Annotated in this window: 20 protein-coding genes; 19 read left to right on the top strand and 1 reads right to left on the bottom strand. The window is 41.7% G+C overall.

The genetic code is table 11. The annotated features are described in order from the left end of the window. The first annotated feature begins 126 nt into the window (after window positions 1–126). From L0P31_RS06795 to L0P31_RS06780, 4 genes are all read left to right on the top strand, one after another. Window positions 127–429, top strand: coding sequence for a hypothetical protein (locus L0P31_RS06795; protein WP_238096259.1), 303 nt, complete (start codon window positions 127–129; stop codon window positions 427–429). A gap of 156 nt (window positions 430–585) precedes the next feature. After that, complete coding sequence (locus L0P31_RS06790; RefSeq protein WP_000666457.1) at window positions 586–1,800, top strand: pyridoxal phosphate-dependent aminotransferase; 1,215 nt, start codon at window positions 586–588, stop codon at window positions 1,798–1,800. Window positions 1,801–1,944: 144 nt separating this feature from the next. Continuing rightward, window positions 1,945–2,079 carry a 50S ribosomal protein L34 gene (gene rpmH, locus L0P31_RS06785; RefSeq protein ID WP_000831905.1) on the top strand — a complete coding sequence of 45 codons (135 nt, stop codon included), beginning with the start codon at window positions 1,945–1,947 and terminating at the stop codon, window positions 2,077–2,079. 138 nt (window positions 2,080–2,217) lie between these two features. Next, entirely contained in the window at window positions 2,218–4,182 is a 1,965-nt protein-coding gene (locus tag L0P31_RS06780; RefSeq protein WP_070526608.1) for a peptide ABC transporter substrate-binding protein, read from the top strand. Between the two features lie 90 nt (window positions 4,183–4,272). Here L0P31_RS06780 and L0P31_RS06775 read toward each other — a convergent pair whose 3' ends face one another. Further along, window positions 4,273–6,117: an APC family permease gene (locus tag L0P31_RS06775; RefSeq protein WP_049516019.1), complete on the bottom strand. Its 1,845-nt coding sequence runs from the start codon at window positions 6,115–6,117 to the stop codon at window positions 4,273–4,275. Window positions 6,118–6,273: 156 nt separating this feature from the next. On the opposite strand from L0P31_RS06775, the gene L0P31_RS06770 reads away from it, so the two are divergent. The 15 genes from L0P31_RS06770 (at window position 6,274) to L0P31_RS06700 (ending at window position 18,937) form a co-directional block, all read left to right on the top strand. Beyond that, window positions 6,274–7,047, top strand: coding sequence for a TatD family hydrolase (locus L0P31_RS06770; protein WP_049516018.1), 774 nt, complete (start codon window positions 6,274–6,276; stop codon window positions 7,045–7,047). Continuing rightward, window positions 7,047–7,613, top strand: coding sequence for a ribonuclease M5 (gene rnmV / locus L0P31_RS06765; protein ID WP_238096257.1), 567 nt, complete (start codon window positions 7,047–7,049; stop codon window positions 7,611–7,613). Before L0P31_RS06770 ends, rnmV begins: the two co-directional genes overlap by 1 nt. Window positions 7,614–7,720: 107 nt before the next feature. Further along, on the top strand, window positions 7,721–8,020 hold the full coding sequence (locus L0P31_RS06760; protein WP_033688101.1) for a hypothetical protein: 300 nt from the start codon (window positions 7,721–7,723) through the stop codon (window positions 8,018–8,020). 12 nt (window positions 8,021–8,032) lie between these two features. Further along, the gene (gene rsmA, locus L0P31_RS06755; RefSeq protein ID WP_001216838.1) at window positions 8,033–8,905 is read left to right on the top strand and encodes a 16S rRNA (adenine(1518)-N(6)/adenine(1519)-N(6))-dimethyltransferase RsmA; all 873 of its coding nucleotides are present in this window, start codon (window positions 8,033–8,035) and stop codon (window positions 8,903–8,905) included. 1 nt (window position 8,906) lies between these two features. Then, on the top strand, window positions 8,907–9,785 hold the full coding sequence (rsgA, locus tag L0P31_RS06750; RefSeq protein WP_238096255.1) for a ribosome small subunit-dependent GTPase A: 879 nt from the start codon (window positions 8,907–8,909) through the stop codon (window positions 9,783–9,785). Between the two features lie 10 nt (window positions 9,786–9,795). Continuing rightward, complete coding sequence (gene rpe / locus L0P31_RS06745) at window positions 9,796–10,452, top strand: ribulose-phosphate 3-epimerase (RefSeq protein ID WP_238096253.1); 657 nt, start codon at window positions 9,796–9,798, stop codon at window positions 10,450–10,452. Beyond that, window positions 10,415–11,077, top strand: a complete 663-nt coding sequence (locus L0P31_RS06740) for a thiamine diphosphokinase (RefSeq protein ID WP_238096251.1) — start codon at window positions 10,415–10,417, stop codon at window positions 11,075–11,077. The genes rpe and L0P31_RS06740 overlap by 38 nt, the downstream gene beginning before the upstream one ends. A gap of 1 nt (window position 11,078) precedes the next feature. Next, on the top strand, window positions 11,079–12,335 hold the full coding sequence (locus tag L0P31_RS06735; RefSeq protein WP_049546674.1) for a DNA recombination protein RmuC: 1,257 nt from the start codon (window positions 11,079–11,081) through the stop codon (window positions 12,333–12,335). Further along, window positions 12,325–13,266, top strand: a complete 942-nt coding sequence (locus L0P31_RS06730) for a 3'-5' exoribonuclease YhaM family protein (protein ID WP_020903082.1) — start codon at window positions 12,325–12,327, stop codon at window positions 13,264–13,266. The genes L0P31_RS06735 and L0P31_RS06730 overlap by 11 nt, the downstream gene beginning before the upstream one ends. A 105-nt stretch (window positions 13,267–13,371) precedes the next feature. After that, window positions 13,372–14,199, top strand: coding sequence for a pur operon repressor (gene purR / locus L0P31_RS06725; protein ID WP_004238844.1), 828 nt, complete (start codon window positions 13,372–13,374; stop codon window positions 14,197–14,199). A gap of 66 nt (window positions 14,200–14,265) precedes the next feature. After that, window positions 14,266–15,516 carry a diaminopimelate decarboxylase gene (locus L0P31_RS06720; protein ID WP_238096249.1) on the top strand — a complete coding sequence of 417 codons (1,251 nt, stop codon included), beginning with the start codon at window positions 14,266–14,268 and terminating at the stop codon, window positions 15,514–15,516. Window positions 15,517–15,641: 125 nt separating this feature from the next. After that, the gene (gene pflA / locus L0P31_RS06715) at window positions 15,642–16,436 is read left to right on the top strand and encodes a pyruvate formate-lyase-activating protein (RefSeq protein WP_001288288.1); all 795 of its coding nucleotides are present in this window, start codon (window positions 15,642–15,644) and stop codon (window positions 16,434–16,436) included. A gap of 282 nt (window positions 16,437–16,718) precedes the next feature. After that, entirely contained in the window at window positions 16,719–17,429 is a 711-nt protein-coding gene (locus L0P31_RS06710) for an ABC transporter ATP-binding protein (RefSeq protein ID WP_049486674.1), read from the top strand. 1 nt (window position 17,430) lies between these two features. Continuing rightward, the gene (locus tag L0P31_RS06705) at window positions 17,431–18,216 is read left to right on the top strand and encodes a hypothetical protein (protein WP_049486673.1); all 786 of its coding nucleotides are present in this window, start codon (window positions 17,431–17,433) and stop codon (window positions 18,214–18,216) included. Between the two features lies 1 nt (window position 18,217). Next, entirely contained in the window at window positions 18,218–18,937 is a 720-nt protein-coding gene (locus L0P31_RS06700) for an ABC transporter permease (RefSeq protein ID WP_094753040.1), read from the top strand. Window positions 18,938–18,975 lie beyond the last annotated feature (38 nt).

The raw sequence follows: 18,975 nt of genomic DNA, 5'->3' as shown, positions 1-18,975 counted from the left end.
AAACCTTTTCACTATAGAAGTAAAGCAAAAAAAGTATTTTTCAAAAGAATGTTAGCGATTAAAATCTATATAAATATATGATAAAATAAAAGAAAGGATAGCAGGAAAGAAGTGAAGGGAGGGAGAATGATGAAAAACGCTTTTCAAGAAACAAAAAAATCGAATTTCCTTTATTATGGAATCATCCTAGTTTCAGTCTTGCTAGAAGTTATCATGATCTGGCAATTAGAGAGTCTGATGCCGCTTCTTTATCCAGGGTTTATCGGTTTTTTAGTCTTTCATGTACTCTACCATCTACTCTTATTCCTAGTTGCAAAACGAAGTGGGCGTTGGGATTACTTGATGATATGGGGACTTTTCCTCATGTTCAATCTTCTTTATGACTCCTTTTTAGGCTTGCTTTTTCTAGGTTTATCTTTTGGTATGTGATGTGACTTTCGCAAAATACCTGCTATCTCCCCTGTCTTGGCCTCGCTTTTAGCGAGGTTTTTCTTCTATCTTAATCTAGTAAAACATTTCAGTAAACTTGTCGCATTTTCTTTCTAGTGGTATAATGTTACTATCCTGATGAATTGAGGAAACAAGATGAAAGAATATAACAAGTCTAGTAAGTTAGAGCATGTTGCTTATGATATCCGTGGTCCTGTTTTGGAAGAAGCCATGCGGATGCGAGCAAACGGAGAAAAAATTTTACGTCTGAATACAGGAAATCCAGCAGAATTTGGCTTTACAGCGCCAGATGAGGTCATTCATGACTTGATTATGAATGCGCGTGATAGTGAAGGTTATTCTGACTCCAAAGGGATTTTCTCAGCCCGTAAGGCTATCATGCAGTATTGCCAATTGAAGAAATTCCCAAACGTAGATATTGATGATATCTACCTTGGAAATGGTGTCAGTGAGTTGATTGTCATGTCCATGCAGGGGCTTTTGGACAATGGAGACGAGGTCTTGGTGCCAATGCCAGACTATCCTCTTTGGACAGCGGCTGTCAGCCTAGCTGGAGGAAATGCCGTTCACTATATCTGTGATGAAGCTGCAGAATGGTACCCAGATATTGATGATATCAAGTCAAAAATCACTTCTAATACCAAGGCAATCGTCCTTATCAATCCAAACAACCCAACTGGAGCCCTTTATCCTAAGGAACTCTTGCTGGAAATTATTGAGATTGCCCGTCAAAACGATTTGATTATCTTTGCGGATGAAATTTACGACCGCATGGTAATGGATGGACATGTGCATACGCCTGTGGCTAGTTTGGCACCAGATGTCTTCTGTGTCAGCATGAATGGCCTGTCAAAATCCCACCGTATTGCTGGTTTCCGTGTGGGTTGGATGGTCTTGTCTGGACCTAAGACTCATGTCAAGGGCTATATCGAAGGGCTCAATATGCTATCCAATATGCGCCTTTGCTCTAACGTTTTGGCCCAACAAGTCGTACAAACTTCCTTGGGTGGCCACCAATCAGTTGATGAATTGCTCCTTCCTGGTGGACGAATTTACGAGCAAAGAAATTTCATTTACAATGCCATTCAAGATATCCCAGGTTTGTCTGCGGTTAAACCCAAGGCGGGACTCTATATCTTCCCTAAAATTGACCGCAATATGTACCGTATCGATGATGATGAGCAGTTTGTCCTTAATTTCTTGAAGCAGGAAAAGGTTCTCTTGGTTCATGGTCGAGGCTTCAACTGGCAGGAACCAGACCACTTCCGTATTGTTTACCTTCCTCGTGTCGATGAACTGGCCCAAATCCAAGAAAAGATGACTCGATTCTTAAAACAGTATCGTAGATAGGGCTTACATTTGAAAAAGCTGGAAACATTTGCCTTGAGCTATTGACAAAAGTGAAAGAATCAGATAGAATAGTAAAGTATGTTTAGTAACTGATCACTTTATAGCCGGCTAAACGAATACAAAATCTATGAGGAGGTATTCATCGTGAAACGTACTTATCAACCAAGTAAACTTCGTCGTGCGCGCAAACACGGATTCCGTAACCGTATGTCAACTAAAAACGGTCGTCGCGTATTGGCAGCTCGTCGTCGTAAAGGACGCAAAGTTTTGGCTGCATAATCCAAACGAACCATAACAAAAATCAGTAGGAACTCGAGTCTACTGATTTTTATTTTTGTAAAAAAGTTCAAAAAGGCTTTATATTTTTGCTCAAATAGTGTATAATATTTCACATACTGTAAAAAATGGAGAATAATCATGAAGAAATCAAAAGTTATGCTTTTTGGAGCTATGGCTTTGACAGCAGGTCTAGCTCTAGCGGCATGTGGGTCTTCCCAATCAAGCAATGCAGACAAGACATACTCTTATATCTTTGTCAGTAACCCTGATACCTTGGATTACATTACCTCTACACGAGACTCTACATCTAGTATCACAACCAACTTGATTGATGGGTTGTTGGAAAATGACCAGTATGGCAATCTCATCCCCTCTATGGCTGAGTCATGGACAGTGTCAAAAGATGGCTTGACTTACACTTATAAGATCCGTCAGGGAGCTAAATGGTACACTTCTGAAGGAGAAGAGTATGCGGACGTAACAGCTCATGACTTTGTGACTGGTCTCAAGTATGCGGCTGATAAAAAGGCTGAAAACTTGTACTTGGTACAAGACTCTATCAAGGGACTAGCAGACTATGTTGAAGGGAAATCATCTGATTTTGGAACTGTTGGTGTTAAGGCAGTGGATGATTACACTCTACAATACACTCTCAACCAACCTGAGACTTATTGGAACTCTAAAACAACAGCAAGTATCCTTAATCCTGTAAATGAAGCCTTCTTGAAGTCTAAAGGAGATGACTTTGGAAGCGTAACACCATCAAGTATCTTGTCAAATGGTCCTTACTTGTTTAAATCTTTCTCATCCAAATCTTTGATTGAACTTGATAAAAATCCTAATTACTGGGATAAGGACAATGTTAAAATCGAGAAAGTGAAACTCTCTTTCTTTGACGGTTCTGACCAAGACAGCATTGCTAGAGGTTTCTTGGATGGTAACTATACAGATGGCCGTATCTTCCCAACAAGTTCAGTCTTTGCTGAACTCAAGAAGGGAAATGAGGACAAGATTACCTATACACCACAAAACTCAGTTACTTTCTACTATCTTTTCAACGTGAATCGTCAAAGCTACAAGCAAACTATGAAACAGTCTGATAAGGAAAAGACAGATTCACGCGCAGCTATGCAAAATAAAGATTTCCGTCAGGCTATCAACTTTGCCTTTGACCGTCATGCTTATGCAGCACAGACAAATGGTGAAGAAGGAGCAGACCGTATCTTGCGTAATACGGTTACACCAAGTGACTTTGTCCAAGTTGGTGATAAGAACTTCGGTGATGTTGTTAATGAGAAAATTGTCAACTATGGTAAAGATTGGGCAAATATCAATCTAAACGATGGTAAGCAAGCCTTCTTGAATCCTGAAAAGGCCAAAGAGAAGTTTGCCAAGGCCAAAGAAAGTCTGCAAGCACAGGGAGTAACTTTCCCAATTCATTTGGATATGCCAGTTGACCAGACTGCTAAGTTGGATGTGCAACAAGCTGGATCTTTCAAACAAACAGTGGAAGAAAACCTTGGTAAGGAGAATGTAGTTATCGATGTTATCCAACTTTCTCCAGATGAAAAAGACCAAGCAACCTACTTTGCAGATACAGCAGAACAAAAAGACTATGATATTGACATATCAGGATGGGGTGGAGACTACTCAGATCCTAAGACTTACCTAGCTATTCTTGATCCAGAGACAGGTTCTCAGTTGAAAAACATGGGCTTGTCTGAAGGAAAAGACAAGGAAGTCAAGGACAAGATTGGTCTTTCTGACTACAAGAAACTCTTGGATCAGGCTGATGCGGAAATCACAGATACTCAAGCTCGCTATGAAAAATATGCTGAAGCTCAAGCTTGGTTGACAGATAGTGCCCTCTTCCTACCAGTTCAAAGTGGTGGAGCTAACCCAATCTTCCGTAAGACTGTACCGTTTACAGGACCATTCTCATTTGTTGGTCATAAGGGAAATGCGGACAACTACAAATATGTTGAATTGCAAAAAGAGCCAGTAACCGCTAAACAGTACCAAGAACTCTATGAAAAATGGCTGAAAGAAAAAGCTGAGTCAAATAAAAAAGCTCAGGAAGATTTAGCTAACCACATTCAATAGTATTCCTAGTCATGCTTTTCAGTTAAGCATAGTGACTGGATTCAGAAAAAGGCCTTACCAGAGCTTCTTGGTTCTGGTAGGGCCTTTTATTTATTCTTTTAAGTGATAAGAGTAGCTAGCGACAACGACGTCTTGGTGCCAACGAAGGGCGTATTTGAGTTTAAGACTCATCTGATTGTGCAGGATATTTTGCCAAGGTTTATTAGGGATAAACTGGGGTACCAGAACAGTGACTGTATAGTTCTTTTTCTGGGCATCCTCAGAGATCCGTTTGACATACTTGACAGTAGGCGTGATGATGTCGCGGTAGCTGGTCTTGATGTTCTTCAGAGTAATGGTTGGGAAGTGATCGGCAAATTCTTGGAGAATTTCTTGGTCTTTCTCTGCTGTTTCCTTAGTAGAAATGTGCATGGCTAGGACTTCATCTCCGATACTTTGGGCATAGTTAATGGCTCCAACGCTGACGCGGGTAACATTTCCTACTAGGACGAGAACTAGATTGCCATCGTAGGTACGTTTTTCGATGCCTTCATAGAGACGCAGTTGTTGGGCTACTTTTTGGTAATGACTGTGAATTGCCAAGAAGAGTAGAGTGAGTACGAGAATAATCGGGAAGAAAGGCCAGATATCACTGAGACGGAAAAAGAGCAGGATCAACACGATAGCGTAGCAAATGATAGCTCCAAGGATATTGGTAAGGGCAGGTTTTAAAAAATTTGTCCCCTTTTCTTTTTTCCAATGACGAATCATCCCAGTCTGAGAAAGGGCAAAGGGCACGAAGACACCGATAGTATAAAGGGGAATCAAACGTTCGGTATTGCCATTAAAAATGAGAAGAAGAATCATAGCCCCAAAAGCCAGAGTTAAAATTCCATTAGAGTAGCCTAGCCGGTCTCCTTTTTCCATAAAGAGATGGGGCATGTACTTGTTTTTAGCCATATTGTAAGCCAGCATAGGGAAGGCCGAAAAGCCAGTATTTGCAGCTACGGCTAAAATCAAGGCTGTGGAGAATTGGAAGATATAATAGCAAAGGTGACCCAAGAAGGAATTACCAAGGATGCCTTGAGCCATTTGTGAAAGAATAGTTTCTCCGTGTTGAGGCATAATCCCCATCCAGTAGTTTAGGAAGGTGATACCAGCAAAAAGAAAACCTAAAATCAGTGACATGATGGTCAAGGTCTGAGCGGCATTCTTTTCTTTTGGAGCCTTGAAAAAGGGAACGGCATTTGAAATAGCTTCAACCCCTGTCAGAGAGGCAGATCCGCTGGTAAAAGCTCTTAGAATGAGAACGATAGACAGATTCGGTACAGCATGTCCGATAGGAGAAGTCGCCTGATAGCTGAGAGAACCTGTCGCTAGTTGAAAGATTCCATAGAGCAAGAGAAAGACAGTACTGATGATAAAGAGATAGACAGGAATCATCAGTGAACTGGCAGATTCTTTCAACCCCCGTAAGTTCAAAAGCATGAGCAAGCAAACCAGAAAAATGGAGATGTGGAGGTTGTAAGGGTGGAGGGCAGGGAGAGCTGCTGTGATAGCATCAGCTCCAGATGATACCGATACTGCCACAGTCAGCATGTAGTCAACCAGCAGACTACCTCCAGCAATCAAGCCTAGCTCGGGCGATAGATTTTCTCGAGTAACCATATAGGCCCCTCCTCCTTGAGGATAGGCGTGGATGATTTGACGGTAGGAAACGGTTAAACTAGCTAGAAGCAGGAGGACAAAAAGGCCAATAGGAAGGCTCCACCATATAGCTAGAGGAGAGAGACTAGCCAAGACGAGGACTACTTGCTCAGGTCCATAGGCAATGGAAGATAGAGCGTCGCTTGACAACATGGCTAAGGCCTGCATTTTTCCCAGCAACCCTCCCTCGCCTTCTGTTAAGGACTTAAGAGGACGACCGATAAAGGTCTGTTTTAATTTTGTAAACATGGTATTTTCCTTTTCTGAAAATTTCAATAAGTGCTATTATACTGCTTTGGAAAAATAGCGTCAAGAGACGACGATGGATTTTAGAATATTTTTTACAGATGAGGAGAGAGGGCAGTTTTTTGGTATAATAGAAGATAGAAAACGAGGTTAGAAGAGATGATTTTTGATACACATACACACTTGAATGTAGAAGAATTTGCAGGTCGTGAGGCAGAAGAAATTGCTTTGGCTGCTGAGATGGGTGTGACACAGATGAATATTGTTGGTTTTGATAAACCGACGATTGAGCGTGCTTTGGAGTTGGTGGATGAGTATGACCAACTCTACGCAACTATTGGTTGGCATCCTACAGAAGCTGGTACTTATACAGAGGAGATTGAAGCCTACTTGCTTGACAAGCTCAAGCATCCAAAGGTAGTTGCCTTGGGTGAGATTGGTTTGGATTATCATTGGATGACAGCGTCCAAAGAAGTGCAGGAGCAGGTTTTTCGCCGTCAGATTCAGTTATCTAAGGACTTGGATTTACCTTTTGTGGTCCATACCCGTGATGCGTTGGAAGATACCTATGAGATTATCAAGACCGAGGGAGTTGGTCCTCGTGGTGGCATCATGCATTCTTTCTCAGGGACTCTTGAATGGGCAGAGAAGTTTGTCGCGCTTGGTATGACTATTTCCTTCTCAGGAGTGGTGACTTTTAAGAAGGCAACCGATATCCAAGAGGCGGCTAGAGAACTTCCTTTGGACAAGATTTTGGTGGAAACAGATGCGCCTTATTTGGCTCCTGTTCCTAAACGTGGTCGCGAAAACAAAACAGCCTATACTCGCTATGTAGTAGATTTTATCGCGGATTTGCGTGGCATGACGACAGAAGAGCTAGCGGTGGCAACGACTGCAAATGCAGAGTGCATTTTTGGATTGGACAGCAAGTAATGAAAGAAAAAATTTCCCAAGTCATCGTGGTTGAAGGTCGCGACGATACGGCTAATCTCAAACGTTATTTCGAGGTAGAGACCTATGAGACTCGAGGTTCTGCCATTAATGACCAGGATATAGAGCGGATTCAGCGTCTACACCAACGCCATGGAGTCATTGTCTTTACAGACCCAGATTTTAATGGGGAGCGGATTCGTCGCATGATTATGACTGCCATTCCAACAGTTCAGCATGCTTTCCTCAAACGCGATGAAGCTGTTCCTAAGTCCAAGACCAAGGGGCGGTCTCTAGGGATTGAGCATGCCAGCTATGAAGACCTGAAAACGGCTCTAGCTCAGATAACAGAACAATTTGAACATGAGAGTCAGTTTGACATCAGTCGTACCGACTTGATTCGCCTTGGTTTTCTAGCAGGAGCAGATAGCCGTAAGCGACGAGAATATTTAGGAGAGGCTCTCCGAATCGGCTATTCCAACGGCAAGCAACTCCTCAAACGCCTAGAGTTGTTTGGGATTACCTTGGCAGAAGTGGAAGAAACCATGAAATCTTATGAGAACAGCTAAGCAGACCCCAAATGTAAGGGGAATGTGTTACAATATAAGTAAGTAGATTTATGTCAGGGGATTCACTTTGATAATATTTAAATAGATGTTTACAAGGAAAGAGTGAAATGAAAATACGAGTTGATAGAGAATCTATCTGCATGGGGGATGATGTTTTCTCTCATCAGATGGATCTTGATGTCCCGAAGGATATGACAGTTGAGGAGTTTTGTAGTTTTCTTCAAAAGGACAGATATCTGCCTAGATTGGATACGGAATGGCTTCTACGACATGGTGGGCAGACAGTAACAAGTTATAATACAGAAACAAAAGAATTGACGAATCCAAATGTTTCTTTAACAGAGCTCATTTATCAGAGTTCAGGAGACAATGAGTTTGTTTGGATAATAAAACGCCGTTTACACTAGAAAAGAGAATAGATGAGAATTGCAGATTATAGCGTGACCAAGGCAGTGCTGGAGCGTCACGGTTTTACTTTTAAAAAGTCCTTTGGGCAAAATTTCTTGACGGATACCAATATTTTACAAAAAATCGTGGATACGGCTGAGATTGATGACCAGGTTAATGTCATCGAAATCGGGCCAGGGATTGGTGCCTTGACAGAATTTTTGGCTGAGCGTGCAGCAGAAGTTATGGCCTTTGAGATTGACCACCGTTTGGTACCGATTTTGGCAGATACCTTGCGTGATTTTGACAATGTGACAGTGGTTAACGAGGACATTCTCAAGGTCGATTTGGCGCAGCATATCCAGAATTTTAAAAATCCTGACCTGCCAATTAAGGTAGTAGCCAACTTGCCTTACTACATCACGACGCCTATTCTCATGCACTTGATTGAGAGCGGGATTCCTTTTAGTGAGTTTGTGGTCATGATGCAAAAAGAGGTAGCTGACCGCATTTCCGCTCAACCGAATACCAAGGCTTACGGTAGCTTGTCGATTGCGGTGCAGTATTACATGACTGCCAAGGTTGCTTTCATCGTGCCTCGTACGGTCTTTGTGCCAGCGCCAAACGTGGACTCTGCTATTTTGAAAATGGTGCGTCGTCCAGAACCAGCCGTAGCAGTGGAAGACGAGAACTTCTTCTTTAAGGTTTCTAAGGCTAGTTTCACTCATCGCCGTAAAACCTTGTGGAACAATTTGACAGGTTACTTTGGCAAGACTGAGGAAGTTAAGGACAAGCTGACCAAGGCTTTGGATCAGGCAGGCTTGTCACCAAGTGTGCGTGGGGAAGCTCTCAGCTTGGCAGAATTTGCCAGTCTAGCAGACGCGCTTAAAGGGCAAGGACTCTAAGATGCAGGGACAAATTATTAAAGCCTTGGCAGGCTTCTACTATGTAGAGAGTGATGGCCAGGTCTATCAAACACGCGCGCGTGGAAATTTCCGTAAAAAAGGCCATACTCCTTACGTTGGGGACTGGGTAGATTTCTCTGCCGAGGAAAATTCAGAAGGCTATATTCTCAAGATTCACGAACGGAAAAACAGTCTGGTCCGTCCGCCCATTGTCAATATTGACCAAGCTGTGGTAATTATGTCCGTCAAGGAACCTGATTTTAACAGCAATTTGCTGGATCGTTTCTTGGTTCTTTTGGAGCACAAGGGCATCCATCCTATCGTCTATATTTCCAAAATGGATTTGTTGGAAGATAGGGGAGAACTGGATTTTTATGAACAGACTTATGGTGATATCGGCTACGACTTTGTGACCAGTAAGGAGGAACTCCTACCTTTGTTAACAGGTAAGATTACAGTCTTTATGGGGCAGACAGGGGTTGGAAAATCAACTCTTCTCAATAAAATCGCACCAGACCTTAATCTTGAAACAGGGGAAATTTCAGACAGTCTGGGTCGTGGGCGCCACACTACTCGAGCAGTTAGTTTTTACAACCTCAATGGGGGTAAAATCGCAGACACACCAGGTTTTTCATCGCTGGATTATGAAGTGTCAACGGCGGAAGACCTCAATCAGGCCTTTCCAGAGATTGCTAGTGTTAGCCGAGACTGCAAATTCCGTACCTGTACCCATACCCATGAGCCGTCTTGTGCAGTCAAGCCAGCTGTCGAAGAGGGAGTTGTTGCAACCTTCCGTTTTGACAACTACCTGCAATTCCTTAGCGAAATTGAAAATCGCAGAGAAACCTATCAAAAGGTCAGCAAAAAAATTCCAAAATAAGGAGAAACCTATGTCTCAATACAAGATTGCTCCGTCAATTCTGGCAGCAGATTATGCCAACTTTGAACGTGAAATCAAACGTCTAGAAGCAACTGGGGCAGAGTATGCCCATATCGATATCATGGATGGTCATTTTGTACCGCAAATCAGTTTTGGTGCGGGTGTGGTCGAGAGTCTTCGTCCTCATAGCAAGATGGTCTTTGACTGCCATTTGATGGTCTCCAATCCTGAACATCATCTAGAGGACTTTGCGCGTGCAGGTGCGGATATTATCAGTATCCATGTAGAAGCAACGTCTCATATTCATGGTGCTCTCCAAAAAATTCGTTCACTCGGTGTCAAGCCATCAGTTGTTATCAATCCTGGTACACCAGTTGAAGCGATTAAGCATGTGCTTCATCTAGTTGACCAAGTCCTAGTCATGACAGTTAACCCTGGCTTCGGTGGTCAAGCCTTTCTACCAGAAACCATGGATAAGGTTCGTGAGTTGGTTGCCCTTCGTTATGAAAAAGGTTTGAACTTTGAGATTGAAGTGGATGGTGGGATTGATGACCAAACTATTGCTCAAGCCAAAGAAGCTGGTGCGACTGTTTTTGTAGCAGGTTCCTATGTCTTTAAGGGAGATGTCAATGAGCGAGTACAAACTCTCAGAAAACAACTGGACTAGGGTTGCAGTTTTTGCTGGCGGAGACCGTGGTCACTACCGGACGGACTTTGATTGCTTTGTCGGTGTGGATCGAGGCTCACTCTGGGTCTTGGAAGAAAACCTTCCTCTTACTCTAGCAGTTGGAGATTTTGATTCTGTCAGTGCAGAAGAGCGACAGGTGATTCAAAAACGTGCCCAGTATTTTGTCCAAGCTCAACCAGAAAAAGATGATACCGATTTGGAATTGGCTCTCTTGACCATCTTTGAACAAAATCCTCAGGCTCAGGTCACTATTTTCGGTGCTTTTGGTGGCCGTATTGACCATATGCTGGCCAATGTCTTTTTGCCTAGCAATACCAAGTTGGCTCCCCATATGCGTCAGATAGCGATTGAGGATGGGCAAAACTTGATTGCCTATTGTCCAGAAGGAACCAGTCAGCTAGAACCCCGTTCAGACTACGACTATCTAGCTTTTATGCCAGTTCGGGATAGCCAGCTGACCATTCTTGGTGCCAAGTATGAGTTGACAGAGGAAAATTTTTTCTTTAAAAAAGTGTACGCTTCTAACGAATATATAGATAGGGAAGTGTCGGTGACTTGCCCAGAAGGCTATGTGGTCGTGCTGCATAGCAAGGACAGGAGGTAGGATGGAAAGTTTACTTGTTCTGTTATTGATTGCCAACCTAGCTGGACTCTTTCTGATTTGGCAGAGGCAGGATAAACAGGAAAAACATCTCAGCAAGAGCTTGGAGGATCAGGCAGATCACTTGTCAGACCAGTTGGATTACCGCTTTGAACAAGCAAGACAAGCCAGCCAGTTAGATCAAAAAGATTTGGAAGTGGCTGTCAGTGACCGTTTGCAAGAAGTGAGAATCGAATTGCATCAAGGCCTGACTCAAGTTCGTCAAGAAATGACAGATAATCTCCTCCAAACCAGAGATAAGACCGACCAACGCCTTCAAGCCTTGCAGGAATCAAATGAGCAACGCTTGGAACAAATGCGCCAGACAGTCGAGGAAAAACTAGAAAAGACCTTGCAGACACGCTTACAAGCCTCCTTCGAGACAGTTTCCAAACAACTGGAGTCTGTCAATCGTGGTCTTGGAGAAATGCAGACAGTTGCCCGCGATGTCGGAGCCCTCAACAAGGTTCTCTCTGGAACCAAAACGCGAGGGATTCTGGGAGAATTGCAACTGGGGCAAATCATCGAAGACATCATGACCCCTGCCCAGTACGAACGAGAATACGCAACGGTTGAAAACTCTAGTGAACGAGTGGAGTATGCCATCAAGTTGCCTGGACAGGGTGACCAGGAATATGTCTACTTACCGATTGACTCCAAGTTTCCACTGGCAGATTATTACCGCTTAGAAGAAGCCTATGAAGCGGGTGACAAGGACGAGATCGAACGCTGTCGTAAGTCGCTCCTAGCCAGCGTCAAACGCTTTGCCAAGGATATCAAGAGCAAGTACATAGCACCGCCTCGGACTACCAATTTTGGAGTTTTGTTTGTTCCGACAGAAGGTCTCTACTCAGAAATCGTCCGCAATCCGGTCTTCTTTGATGACTTGAGACGGGAAGAGCAGATTATTGTCGCAGGTCCAAGTACCCTATCAGCTCTTCTCAATTCCCTATCAGTTGGTTTCAAAACCCTTAATATCCAAAAGAGTGCTGACCATATTAGTAAGACTCTTGCTAGTGTTAAGACCGAGTTTGGCAAGTTTGGTGGCATTCTGGTCAAGGCACAAAAACACCTCCAACATGCCTCTGGCAATATTGATGAACTATTAAATCGTCGCACTACAGCTATCGAGCGAACGCTCCGTCACATTGAGTTATCAGAAGGTGAGCCTGCGCTTGATCTACTCCATTTCCAAGAAGATGAGGAAGAATATGAAGATTAGTCACATGAAAAAAGATGAGCTATTTGAAGGCTTTTACCTAATCAAGTCAGCTGACCTGAGGCAAACTCGAGCTGGGAAAAATTACCTAGCTTTTACCTTTCAAGATGATAGTGGCGAGATTGAAGGGAAACTCTGGGATGCCCAACCTCATAACGTTGAGGCCTTTACCGCAGGTAAGGTTGTCCACATGAAAGGACGCCGAGAAGTTTATAACAATACCCCTCAAGTCAATCAAATTACTCTCCGCCTGCCTCAGCCTGGTGAACCCAATGATCCAGCTGATTTCAAGGTCAAGTCGCCAGTTGATGTCAAGGAAATCCGTGACTATATGTCGCAAATGATTTTTAAAATTGAAAATCCTGTCTGGCAACGGATTGTCCGAAATCTCTACACCAAGTATGATAAGGAATTTTACTCCTATCCAGCAGCCAAGACCAACCACCATGCCTTTGAAACGGGTTTGGCTTTCCACACTGCAACCATGGTGCGTTTGGCAGATGCTATTAGCGAAGTTTATCCTCAGCTCAATAAGAGCCTGCTCTATGCGGGGATTATGCTGCATGACTTGGCTAAGGTCATTGAGTTGACGGGACCAGACCAGACCGAGTACACAGTGCGAGGTAATCTTCTTGGACATATCGCTCTGATTGATAGCGAAATTACCAAGACAGTGATGGAACTCGGCATTGATGATACCAAGGAAGAAGTCGTTTTGCTTCGTCACGTCATCCTCAGTCATCACGGCTTGCTTGAGTATGGAAGTCCAGTCCGTCCACGCATTATGGAAGCAGAGATTATCCATATGATTGACAATCTGGATGCAAGCATGATGATGATGTCAACTGCTCTTGCTTTGGTGGATAAAGGAGAGATGACCAATAAAATCTTCGCTATGGACAATCGTTCCTTCTATAAACCAGATTTAGATTAACAATTTAAGAAAAATGAGCATTTTTTAGGATAAGAATGTTCGTTTTTTTATGTGAATATGGTATAATAGATAAAATATCAAAATTAAATGAAGTAGGAAATAGAAATGAAATTAAGAAGAAGTGATCGGATGGTTGTCATTTCCAACTATTTGATTAATAATCCTTATAAACTAACTAGTCTCAATACTTTTGCTGAAAAGTATGAATCTGCTAAATCATCCATCTCAGAGGATATCGTGATTATCAAACGCGCCTTTGAGGAAATTGAAATCGGTCATATCCAGACAGTAACTGGTGCTGGTGGTGGTGTCATTTTCACACCATCAATCTCAAGCCATGATGCCAAGGAAATGGTTGAGGACTTGCGTGCCAAGTTGTCAGAAAGTGACCGTATCTTGCCAGGTGGCTATATCTACCTGTCTGATTTGCTTAGCACACCAGCTATCTTGAAAAATATTGGTCGCATTATTGCCAAGAGCTTTATGGACCAAAAAATTGATGCGGTTATGACAGTAGCGACTAAGGGTGTTCCACTTGCAAATGCAGTTGCCAATGTCCTCAATGTTCCTTTTGTTATTGTGCGCCGTGACCTGAAAATTACCGAAGGTTCAACTGTCAGCGTCAACTATGTATCCGGTTCAAGTGGTGACCGCATTGAGAAAATGTTTCTATCAAAACGTAGTCTCAAGGCAGGCAGCCGTGTCTTGATTGTGGATGACTTCTTGAAAGGTGGCGGAACTGTCAATGGGATGATCAGCCTTTTGCGTGAGTTTGATTCAGAATTGGCAGGTGTAGCGGTCTTTGCGGACAATGCCCAAGAAGAACGTGAAAAGCAGTTTGACTACAAGTCACTCTTGAAGGTAACCAATATTGATGTCAAGAACCAAGCCATCGATGTTGAGGTTGGTAATATCTTTGACGAAGATAAATAAGAGATAGAACTAAAGGTTGGAACGATTGTCCCAGCCTTTCTTTGCAAATAGAATAGAAGGAAACTTATGAAAACACCATTTATCAATAAAGAAGACTTAGAAAAGATTGCTGCTGAGTTCCCGACTCCTTTTCACTTGTATGATGAGAAGGGAATTCGTGAGAAGGCAAGAGCTGTCAACCAAGCCTTTTCGTGGAATAAGGGCTTTAAGGAATATTTTGCAGTTAAGGCTACTCCAACACCAGCTATCTTGAAAATTCTCCAAGAGGAAGGCTGTGGTGTGGACTGCTCTAGTTATGTGGAGCTTTTGATGAGCCATAAACTGAATTTCCCTGGTTCTGAGATTATGTTCTCTTCAAACAACACGCCAGACATGGAATACGCCTATGCGTGTGAATTGGGTGCGACCATTAACTTGGATGCCTTTGAAGATATTGAACATCTAGAGCGTGCAGCAGGTATTCCAGAAATCATCTCTTGTCGTTACAATCCTGGAGGCGTTTTTGAACTGGGGACAGACATCATGGACAATCCTGGAGAAGCCAAGTTTGGCATGACCAAGGATCAGCTCTTTGAAGCTTTTGCCATCTTGAAGGAAAAAGGAGCTAAGACTTTTGGGATTCACTCCTTCCTAGCGTCCAATACCGTAACCCATCTCTATTATCCAGAGTTGGCGCGTCAGCTTTTTGAATTGGCTGTTGAAATCAAGGAAAAGTTGGGCATTTCGCTAGACTTTATCAATCTTTCTGGCGGTATTGGTGTCAACTATCGTCCAGACCAGGAGCCAAATGATATTGCCTTGATTGGTGAGGGAGTTCGTAAGGTGTATGAAGAGGTCCTTACGCCAGCAGGTCTTGGTCAGGTTAAGATTTTCACCGAATTGGGTCGTTTTATGTTGGCACCTCACGGTGCTTTGGTCACAAGAGTCACTCATAAGAAGGAAACCTACCGTACCTATCTAGGTGTGGATGCATCAGCAGTCAACCTCATGCGTCCAGCCATGTACGGAGCCTACCACCATATTACCAATCTGACCCATCCAGATGGACCAGCTGAAGTTGTAGATGTGGTTGGTTCACTCTGTGAAAACAATGATAAATTTGCAGTGAATCGCGAACTGCCTCATACAGAAATCGGTGATTTGCTGGTAATTCATGATACAGGTGCTCACGGTTTTTCAATGGGCTACCAGTACAATGCCAAACTTCGTTCTGCGGAAATCCTCTATACCGAAGAAGGCAAAGTCCGTCAAATCCGCCGTGCAGAGCGCCCTGAGGACTACTTTGCAACCTTGTATGGCTTTGATTTTGAAGAATAAAATGATAAGTAATTGAAAATGAAATTGAAAAACAGATTGCTTTCTAAAAAATAGGCAAAAATCTTGTTTTTCCTTCAAGTCGTGATATAATAAAACTATAAAACGTTTTCAAGGAAGGTAACGATATGTCTGAAGAAACAATTGATTATGGACAAGTGACAGGAATGGTGCATTCGACAGAAAGCTTTGGGTCAGTAGATGGGCCTGGTATTCGCTTTATTGTCTTTTTGCAGGGCTGTCACATGCGTTGCCAGTATTGCCACAACCCAGACACTTGGGCTATGGAGTCCAATAAATCACGTGAACGGACGGTAGATGATGTCTTGACAGAAGCCTTGCGCTACCGAGGTTTCTGGGGAAATAAGGGTGGGATTACAGTCAGTGGAGGAGAAGCCCTCTTGCAGATTGATTTCCTGATTGCCCTCTTCACTAAGGCTAAGGAACAAGGAATCCACTGTACCTTGGATACCTGTGCCCTTCCTTTCCGTAATAAACCACGTTACCTTGAGAAGTTTGACAAACTCATGGCTGTTACTGACTTGGTTCTTTTGGATATCAAGGAAATCAACGAAGAACAGCACAAGATTGTCACTAGCCAAACCAATAAAAATATCTTGGCTTGTGCCCAGTATCTATCAGATATTGGAAAACCTGTCTGGATTCGCCACGTGCTAGTTCCGGGATTGACAGATAGAGATGATGACTTGATTGAACTTGGTAAGTTCGTCAAGACCCTTAAAAATGTGGATAAGTTTGAAATTCTGCCTTATCATACTATGGGAGAATTCAAGTGGCGTGAACTGGGAATTCCATATTCACTCGAAGGGGTCAAACCTCCAACAGCAGACCGCGTCAAGAACGCTAAAAAACTCATGGATACCGAAAGTTATCAAGACTATATGAAACGTGTACATGGATAAAAAAGAAGCCTGATGGAAACATCGGGCTTTTAAGTTTACACAAATATATATAATTAAATAAAACAAAATTTTATACTCTTCGAAAATCTCTTCAAACTACGTCAGCTTCCATCTGCAACCTCAAAACAGTGTTTTGAGCAGCTTGCGGCTAGCTTCCTAGTTTGTTCTTTGATTTTCATTGAGTATTAAATCTTTTGACTCTTGAAATTCTGAAAAAAATCCGAAAAAGAATCTGTAAGATATAGTTACTTGTAGAAATATTAAATAGAATAGGGGAACATCATGGAACAAAGTATTACCATTAAAAATTTATGTAAGTCGTATGGCCAAGCTCAAATTTTAAAAGATATTTCTTTTGAAGCAAAAGCAGGTAGAGTGACTGCTTTCCTAGGTCCAAATGGAGCTGGAAAAAGTTCAACCTTACGTATTTTATTAGGATTAGACAAAGCAACATCTGGTCTTACCAAAATTGGAGATCAAACTTATAAGGAATTAAAATTTCCTCTAAAGACTGTAGGAGCTTCATTTGACAGTGTAGGTGCTCCTGATGATCGGACTGTTTATCAACATTTGAAAATTGTTGCTGCTAGTAATGGGATATCCAGTCAGCGAATTGATCAAGTCTTGGATATGGTGGATATTAGCCATAAGAAAAAATCTAAAATTGGGAAATTATCATTAGGAGAAGGACAACGATTAGGAATTGCAACAGCTCTATTAGGAAATCCTCAATATCTGATATTGGATGAACCAACTAATGGGTTGGATCCAAGAGGAATTCGGTGGTTTAGAGAGTTTATAAAAAAACAAGCTCAAGAAGGGAAGACAGTCTTGCTATCATCTCATATATTATCGGAAGTGGAAGCAGTAACAGATGATGTAGTTATCATAAATAAAGGAAAAGTTCTTATAAAAGGCACTTTACAAGAAGTGATGAAAAATCTTTCTTCACTAGAAGAAGTCTTCTTTAGTTTAACAGAGGGAAGAAAGTGACATGGCACTTATATACTCTCTTCATTCTGAAATATTGAAATTGCTTTATAGGAGAGCTACTCATGTTGTATTATTCTTGATACTGGTATTTCAAACGTTTTTAGCAAATATTGGTGCTTCTCAAATTGTTTCAGTTGGTATCCATGCTACACCAGAGACAAATCCAGAATTAGCAGAAGCTATACCTCCTATTGAATTTTTAGGTTTTGATGTCACTTTATTTGGTGTTTTTATTATGATTATCCTAGGTTCAATTTACGGAGCCGAGGAGTATAAATGCTCTGCTATTCGTACAAGTCTCCTCTCTATTACAAATCGAAGTATTTTCCTAGTTTCAAAAACATTAGTTTGGCTTGTATTTTCTTTTTTCATTTCTTTTCTATCAATATTCTTTACGATTAACATGACACATTATGTTTTAGGACAAGATGGCTTATTGCTTTTTTCACTAAATGGAACAGTTTGGTTCTATATGTTTTTAGCCAGTATAGCTTGGACTTTGTTGGGACTTCTAGCCTATATTATGGCTTTGACATTTAAAACAGCCATTGTTCCTCTATTATTTTTGCTTCCCCAAGTCTACAATTTAGGAACATTCTTAGCAAACTATATATCGGTTGCAAAATTTCTTCCAGTTGCATTGGGGCAAGGATTGATTGCTACATCTCCTCAAATTTTAGAACATAATAGTTTACAAAATATTTTATTTTTACTTTGTTGGAACTTCTCATTCTTGGCTTTAGCAATCTACCGATTACTTAAGTCAGATATTGGAGGAGGTGAATAAGTTGAAAGAGCAACTTAAAAGTGAGTATCTCAAGTTTATGATGAATCCTTGGCACTGGTTGGTTATAGGTGCTCTATTACTGTGTGTTCCAGCGTTAGTTATTTTTTTAAATAGTAAGCCAGACCAGTTGACTCTACAGTTTGTTTTGGAACAGCTACTGCAAAGTCTCTATTTAGGACAGGCAGGTTTCGTTAGTCTAGCGGTTCTATTTATAGGTCAAGAATTTACAGGTTCTAGCCTTCGTACCAGTTTTCTTACCTGTCCAAATCGTTTGAAATTTATAATATCTAAACTAGCTATTCTATTATGTATTGAAATTATCCTATTGGTCGCTGTAATATCATTATGCGTACTAATCGCCCAAGGATACTACAATATCAATCTTTTGAGCAATATTAAACATGTTCTAACAATTCTATTTCCAGCTTGTATTTCTATTCTAACCTTCGCTCTTTTAAGTGGTATTTTTGTATTTATTTCCCAGTCTTTTATCTTAATTTTGGGAATCAGTTTATCCCTTTTATTAGGGTTGGGGCAAATGTTACTACAATTCAGTTCTTTTTTTAGAAATTTACCATTATTAGCTAGTATGAATTGTTTTTATACCTATCCATTGTCTCTTTATTATCCAGTGTGGCAAGGCTTAGGGATACAAATAGTTTGGTTGTTAATTGTTTTTCTATTTGCTACATTGATACTCATAGGAAAAAATGTACGCTAAAGACAGGGGATATCCTGTCTTTTTCTCAGGTAGTGCTA

It is taken from the genome of Streptococcus mitis, assembly GCF_022137125.1.
In the GTDB taxonomy this organism is placed as follows: Bacteria; Bacillota; Bacilli; order Lactobacillales; family Streptococcaceae; genus Streptococcus; species Streptococcus mitis_CE.
The sequence above is the reverse complement of the archived record's forward strand: the minus strand, read 5'-3'. Positions and strand labels throughout refer to the sequence as shown.

Excerpts from the sequence above, each read along its gene's own strand:
- L0P31_RS06795 (WP_238096259.1), top strand. The coding sequence starts at position 127 with ATGATGAAAAACGCTTTTCAAGAAACAAAAAAATCGAATTTCCTTTAT.
- L0P31_RS06780 (WP_070526608.1), top strand. The coding sequence starts at position 2,218 with ATGAAGAAATCAAAAGTTATGCTTTTTGGAGCTATGGCTTTGACAGCA.
- L0P31_RS06775 (WP_049516019.1), bottom strand. The coding sequence starts at position 6,117 with ATGTTTACAAAATTAAAACAGACCTTTATCGGTCGTCCTCTTAAGTCC.
- L0P31_RS06770 (WP_049516018.1), top strand. The coding sequence starts at position 6,274 with ATGATTTTTGATACACATACACACTTGAATGTAGAAGAATTTGCAGGT.
- rpe (WP_238096253.1), top strand. The coding sequence starts at position 9,796 with ATGTCTCAATACAAGATTGCTCCGTCAATTCTGGCAGCAGATTATGCC.
- L0P31_RS06710 (WP_049486674.1), top strand. The coding sequence starts at position 16,719 with ATGGAACAAAGTATTACCATTAAAAATTTATGTAAGTCGTATGGCCAA.
- rnmV (WP_238096257.1), top strand. The coding sequence starts at position 7,047 with ATGAAAGAAAAAATTTCCCAAGTCATCGTGGTTGAAGGTCGCGACGAT.
- L0P31_RS06760 (WP_033688101.1), top strand. The coding sequence starts at position 7,721 with ATGAAAATACGAGTTGATAGAGAATCTATCTGCATGGGGGATGATGTT.
- pflA (WP_001288288.1), top strand. The coding sequence starts at position 15,642 with ATGTCTGAAGAAACAATTGATTATGGACAAGTGACAGGAATGGTGCAT.
- L0P31_RS06740 (WP_238096251.1), top strand. The coding sequence starts at position 10,415 with ATGAGCGAGTACAAACTCTCAGAAAACAACTGGACTAGGGTTGCAGTT.
- L0P31_RS06730 (WP_020903082.1), top strand. The coding sequence starts at position 12,325 with ATGAAGATTAGTCACATGAAAAAAGATGAGCTATTTGAAGGCTTTTAC.
- rsmA (WP_001216838.1), top strand. The coding sequence starts at position 8,033 with ATGAGAATTGCAGATTATAGCGTGACCAAGGCAGTGCTGGAGCGTCAC.
- L0P31_RS06720 (WP_238096249.1), top strand. The coding sequence starts at position 14,266 with ATGAAAACACCATTTATCAATAAAGAAGACTTAGAAAAGATTGCTGCT.
- rsgA (WP_238096255.1), top strand. The coding sequence starts at position 8,907 with ATGCAGGGACAAATTATTAAAGCCTTGGCAGGCTTCTACTATGTAGAG.
- L0P31_RS06735 (WP_049546674.1), top strand. The coding sequence starts at position 11,079 with ATGGAAAGTTTACTTGTTCTGTTATTGATTGCCAACCTAGCTGGACTC.
- purR (WP_004238844.1), top strand. The coding sequence starts at position 13,372 with ATGAAATTAAGAAGAAGTGATCGGATGGTTGTCATTTCCAACTATTTG.
- L0P31_RS06705 (WP_049486673.1), top strand. The coding sequence starts at position 17,431 with ATGGCACTTATATACTCTCTTCATTCTGAAATATTGAAATTGCTTTAT.
- L0P31_RS06790 (WP_000666457.1), top strand. The coding sequence starts at position 586 with ATGAAAGAATATAACAAGTCTAGTAAGTTAGAGCATGTTGCTTATGAT.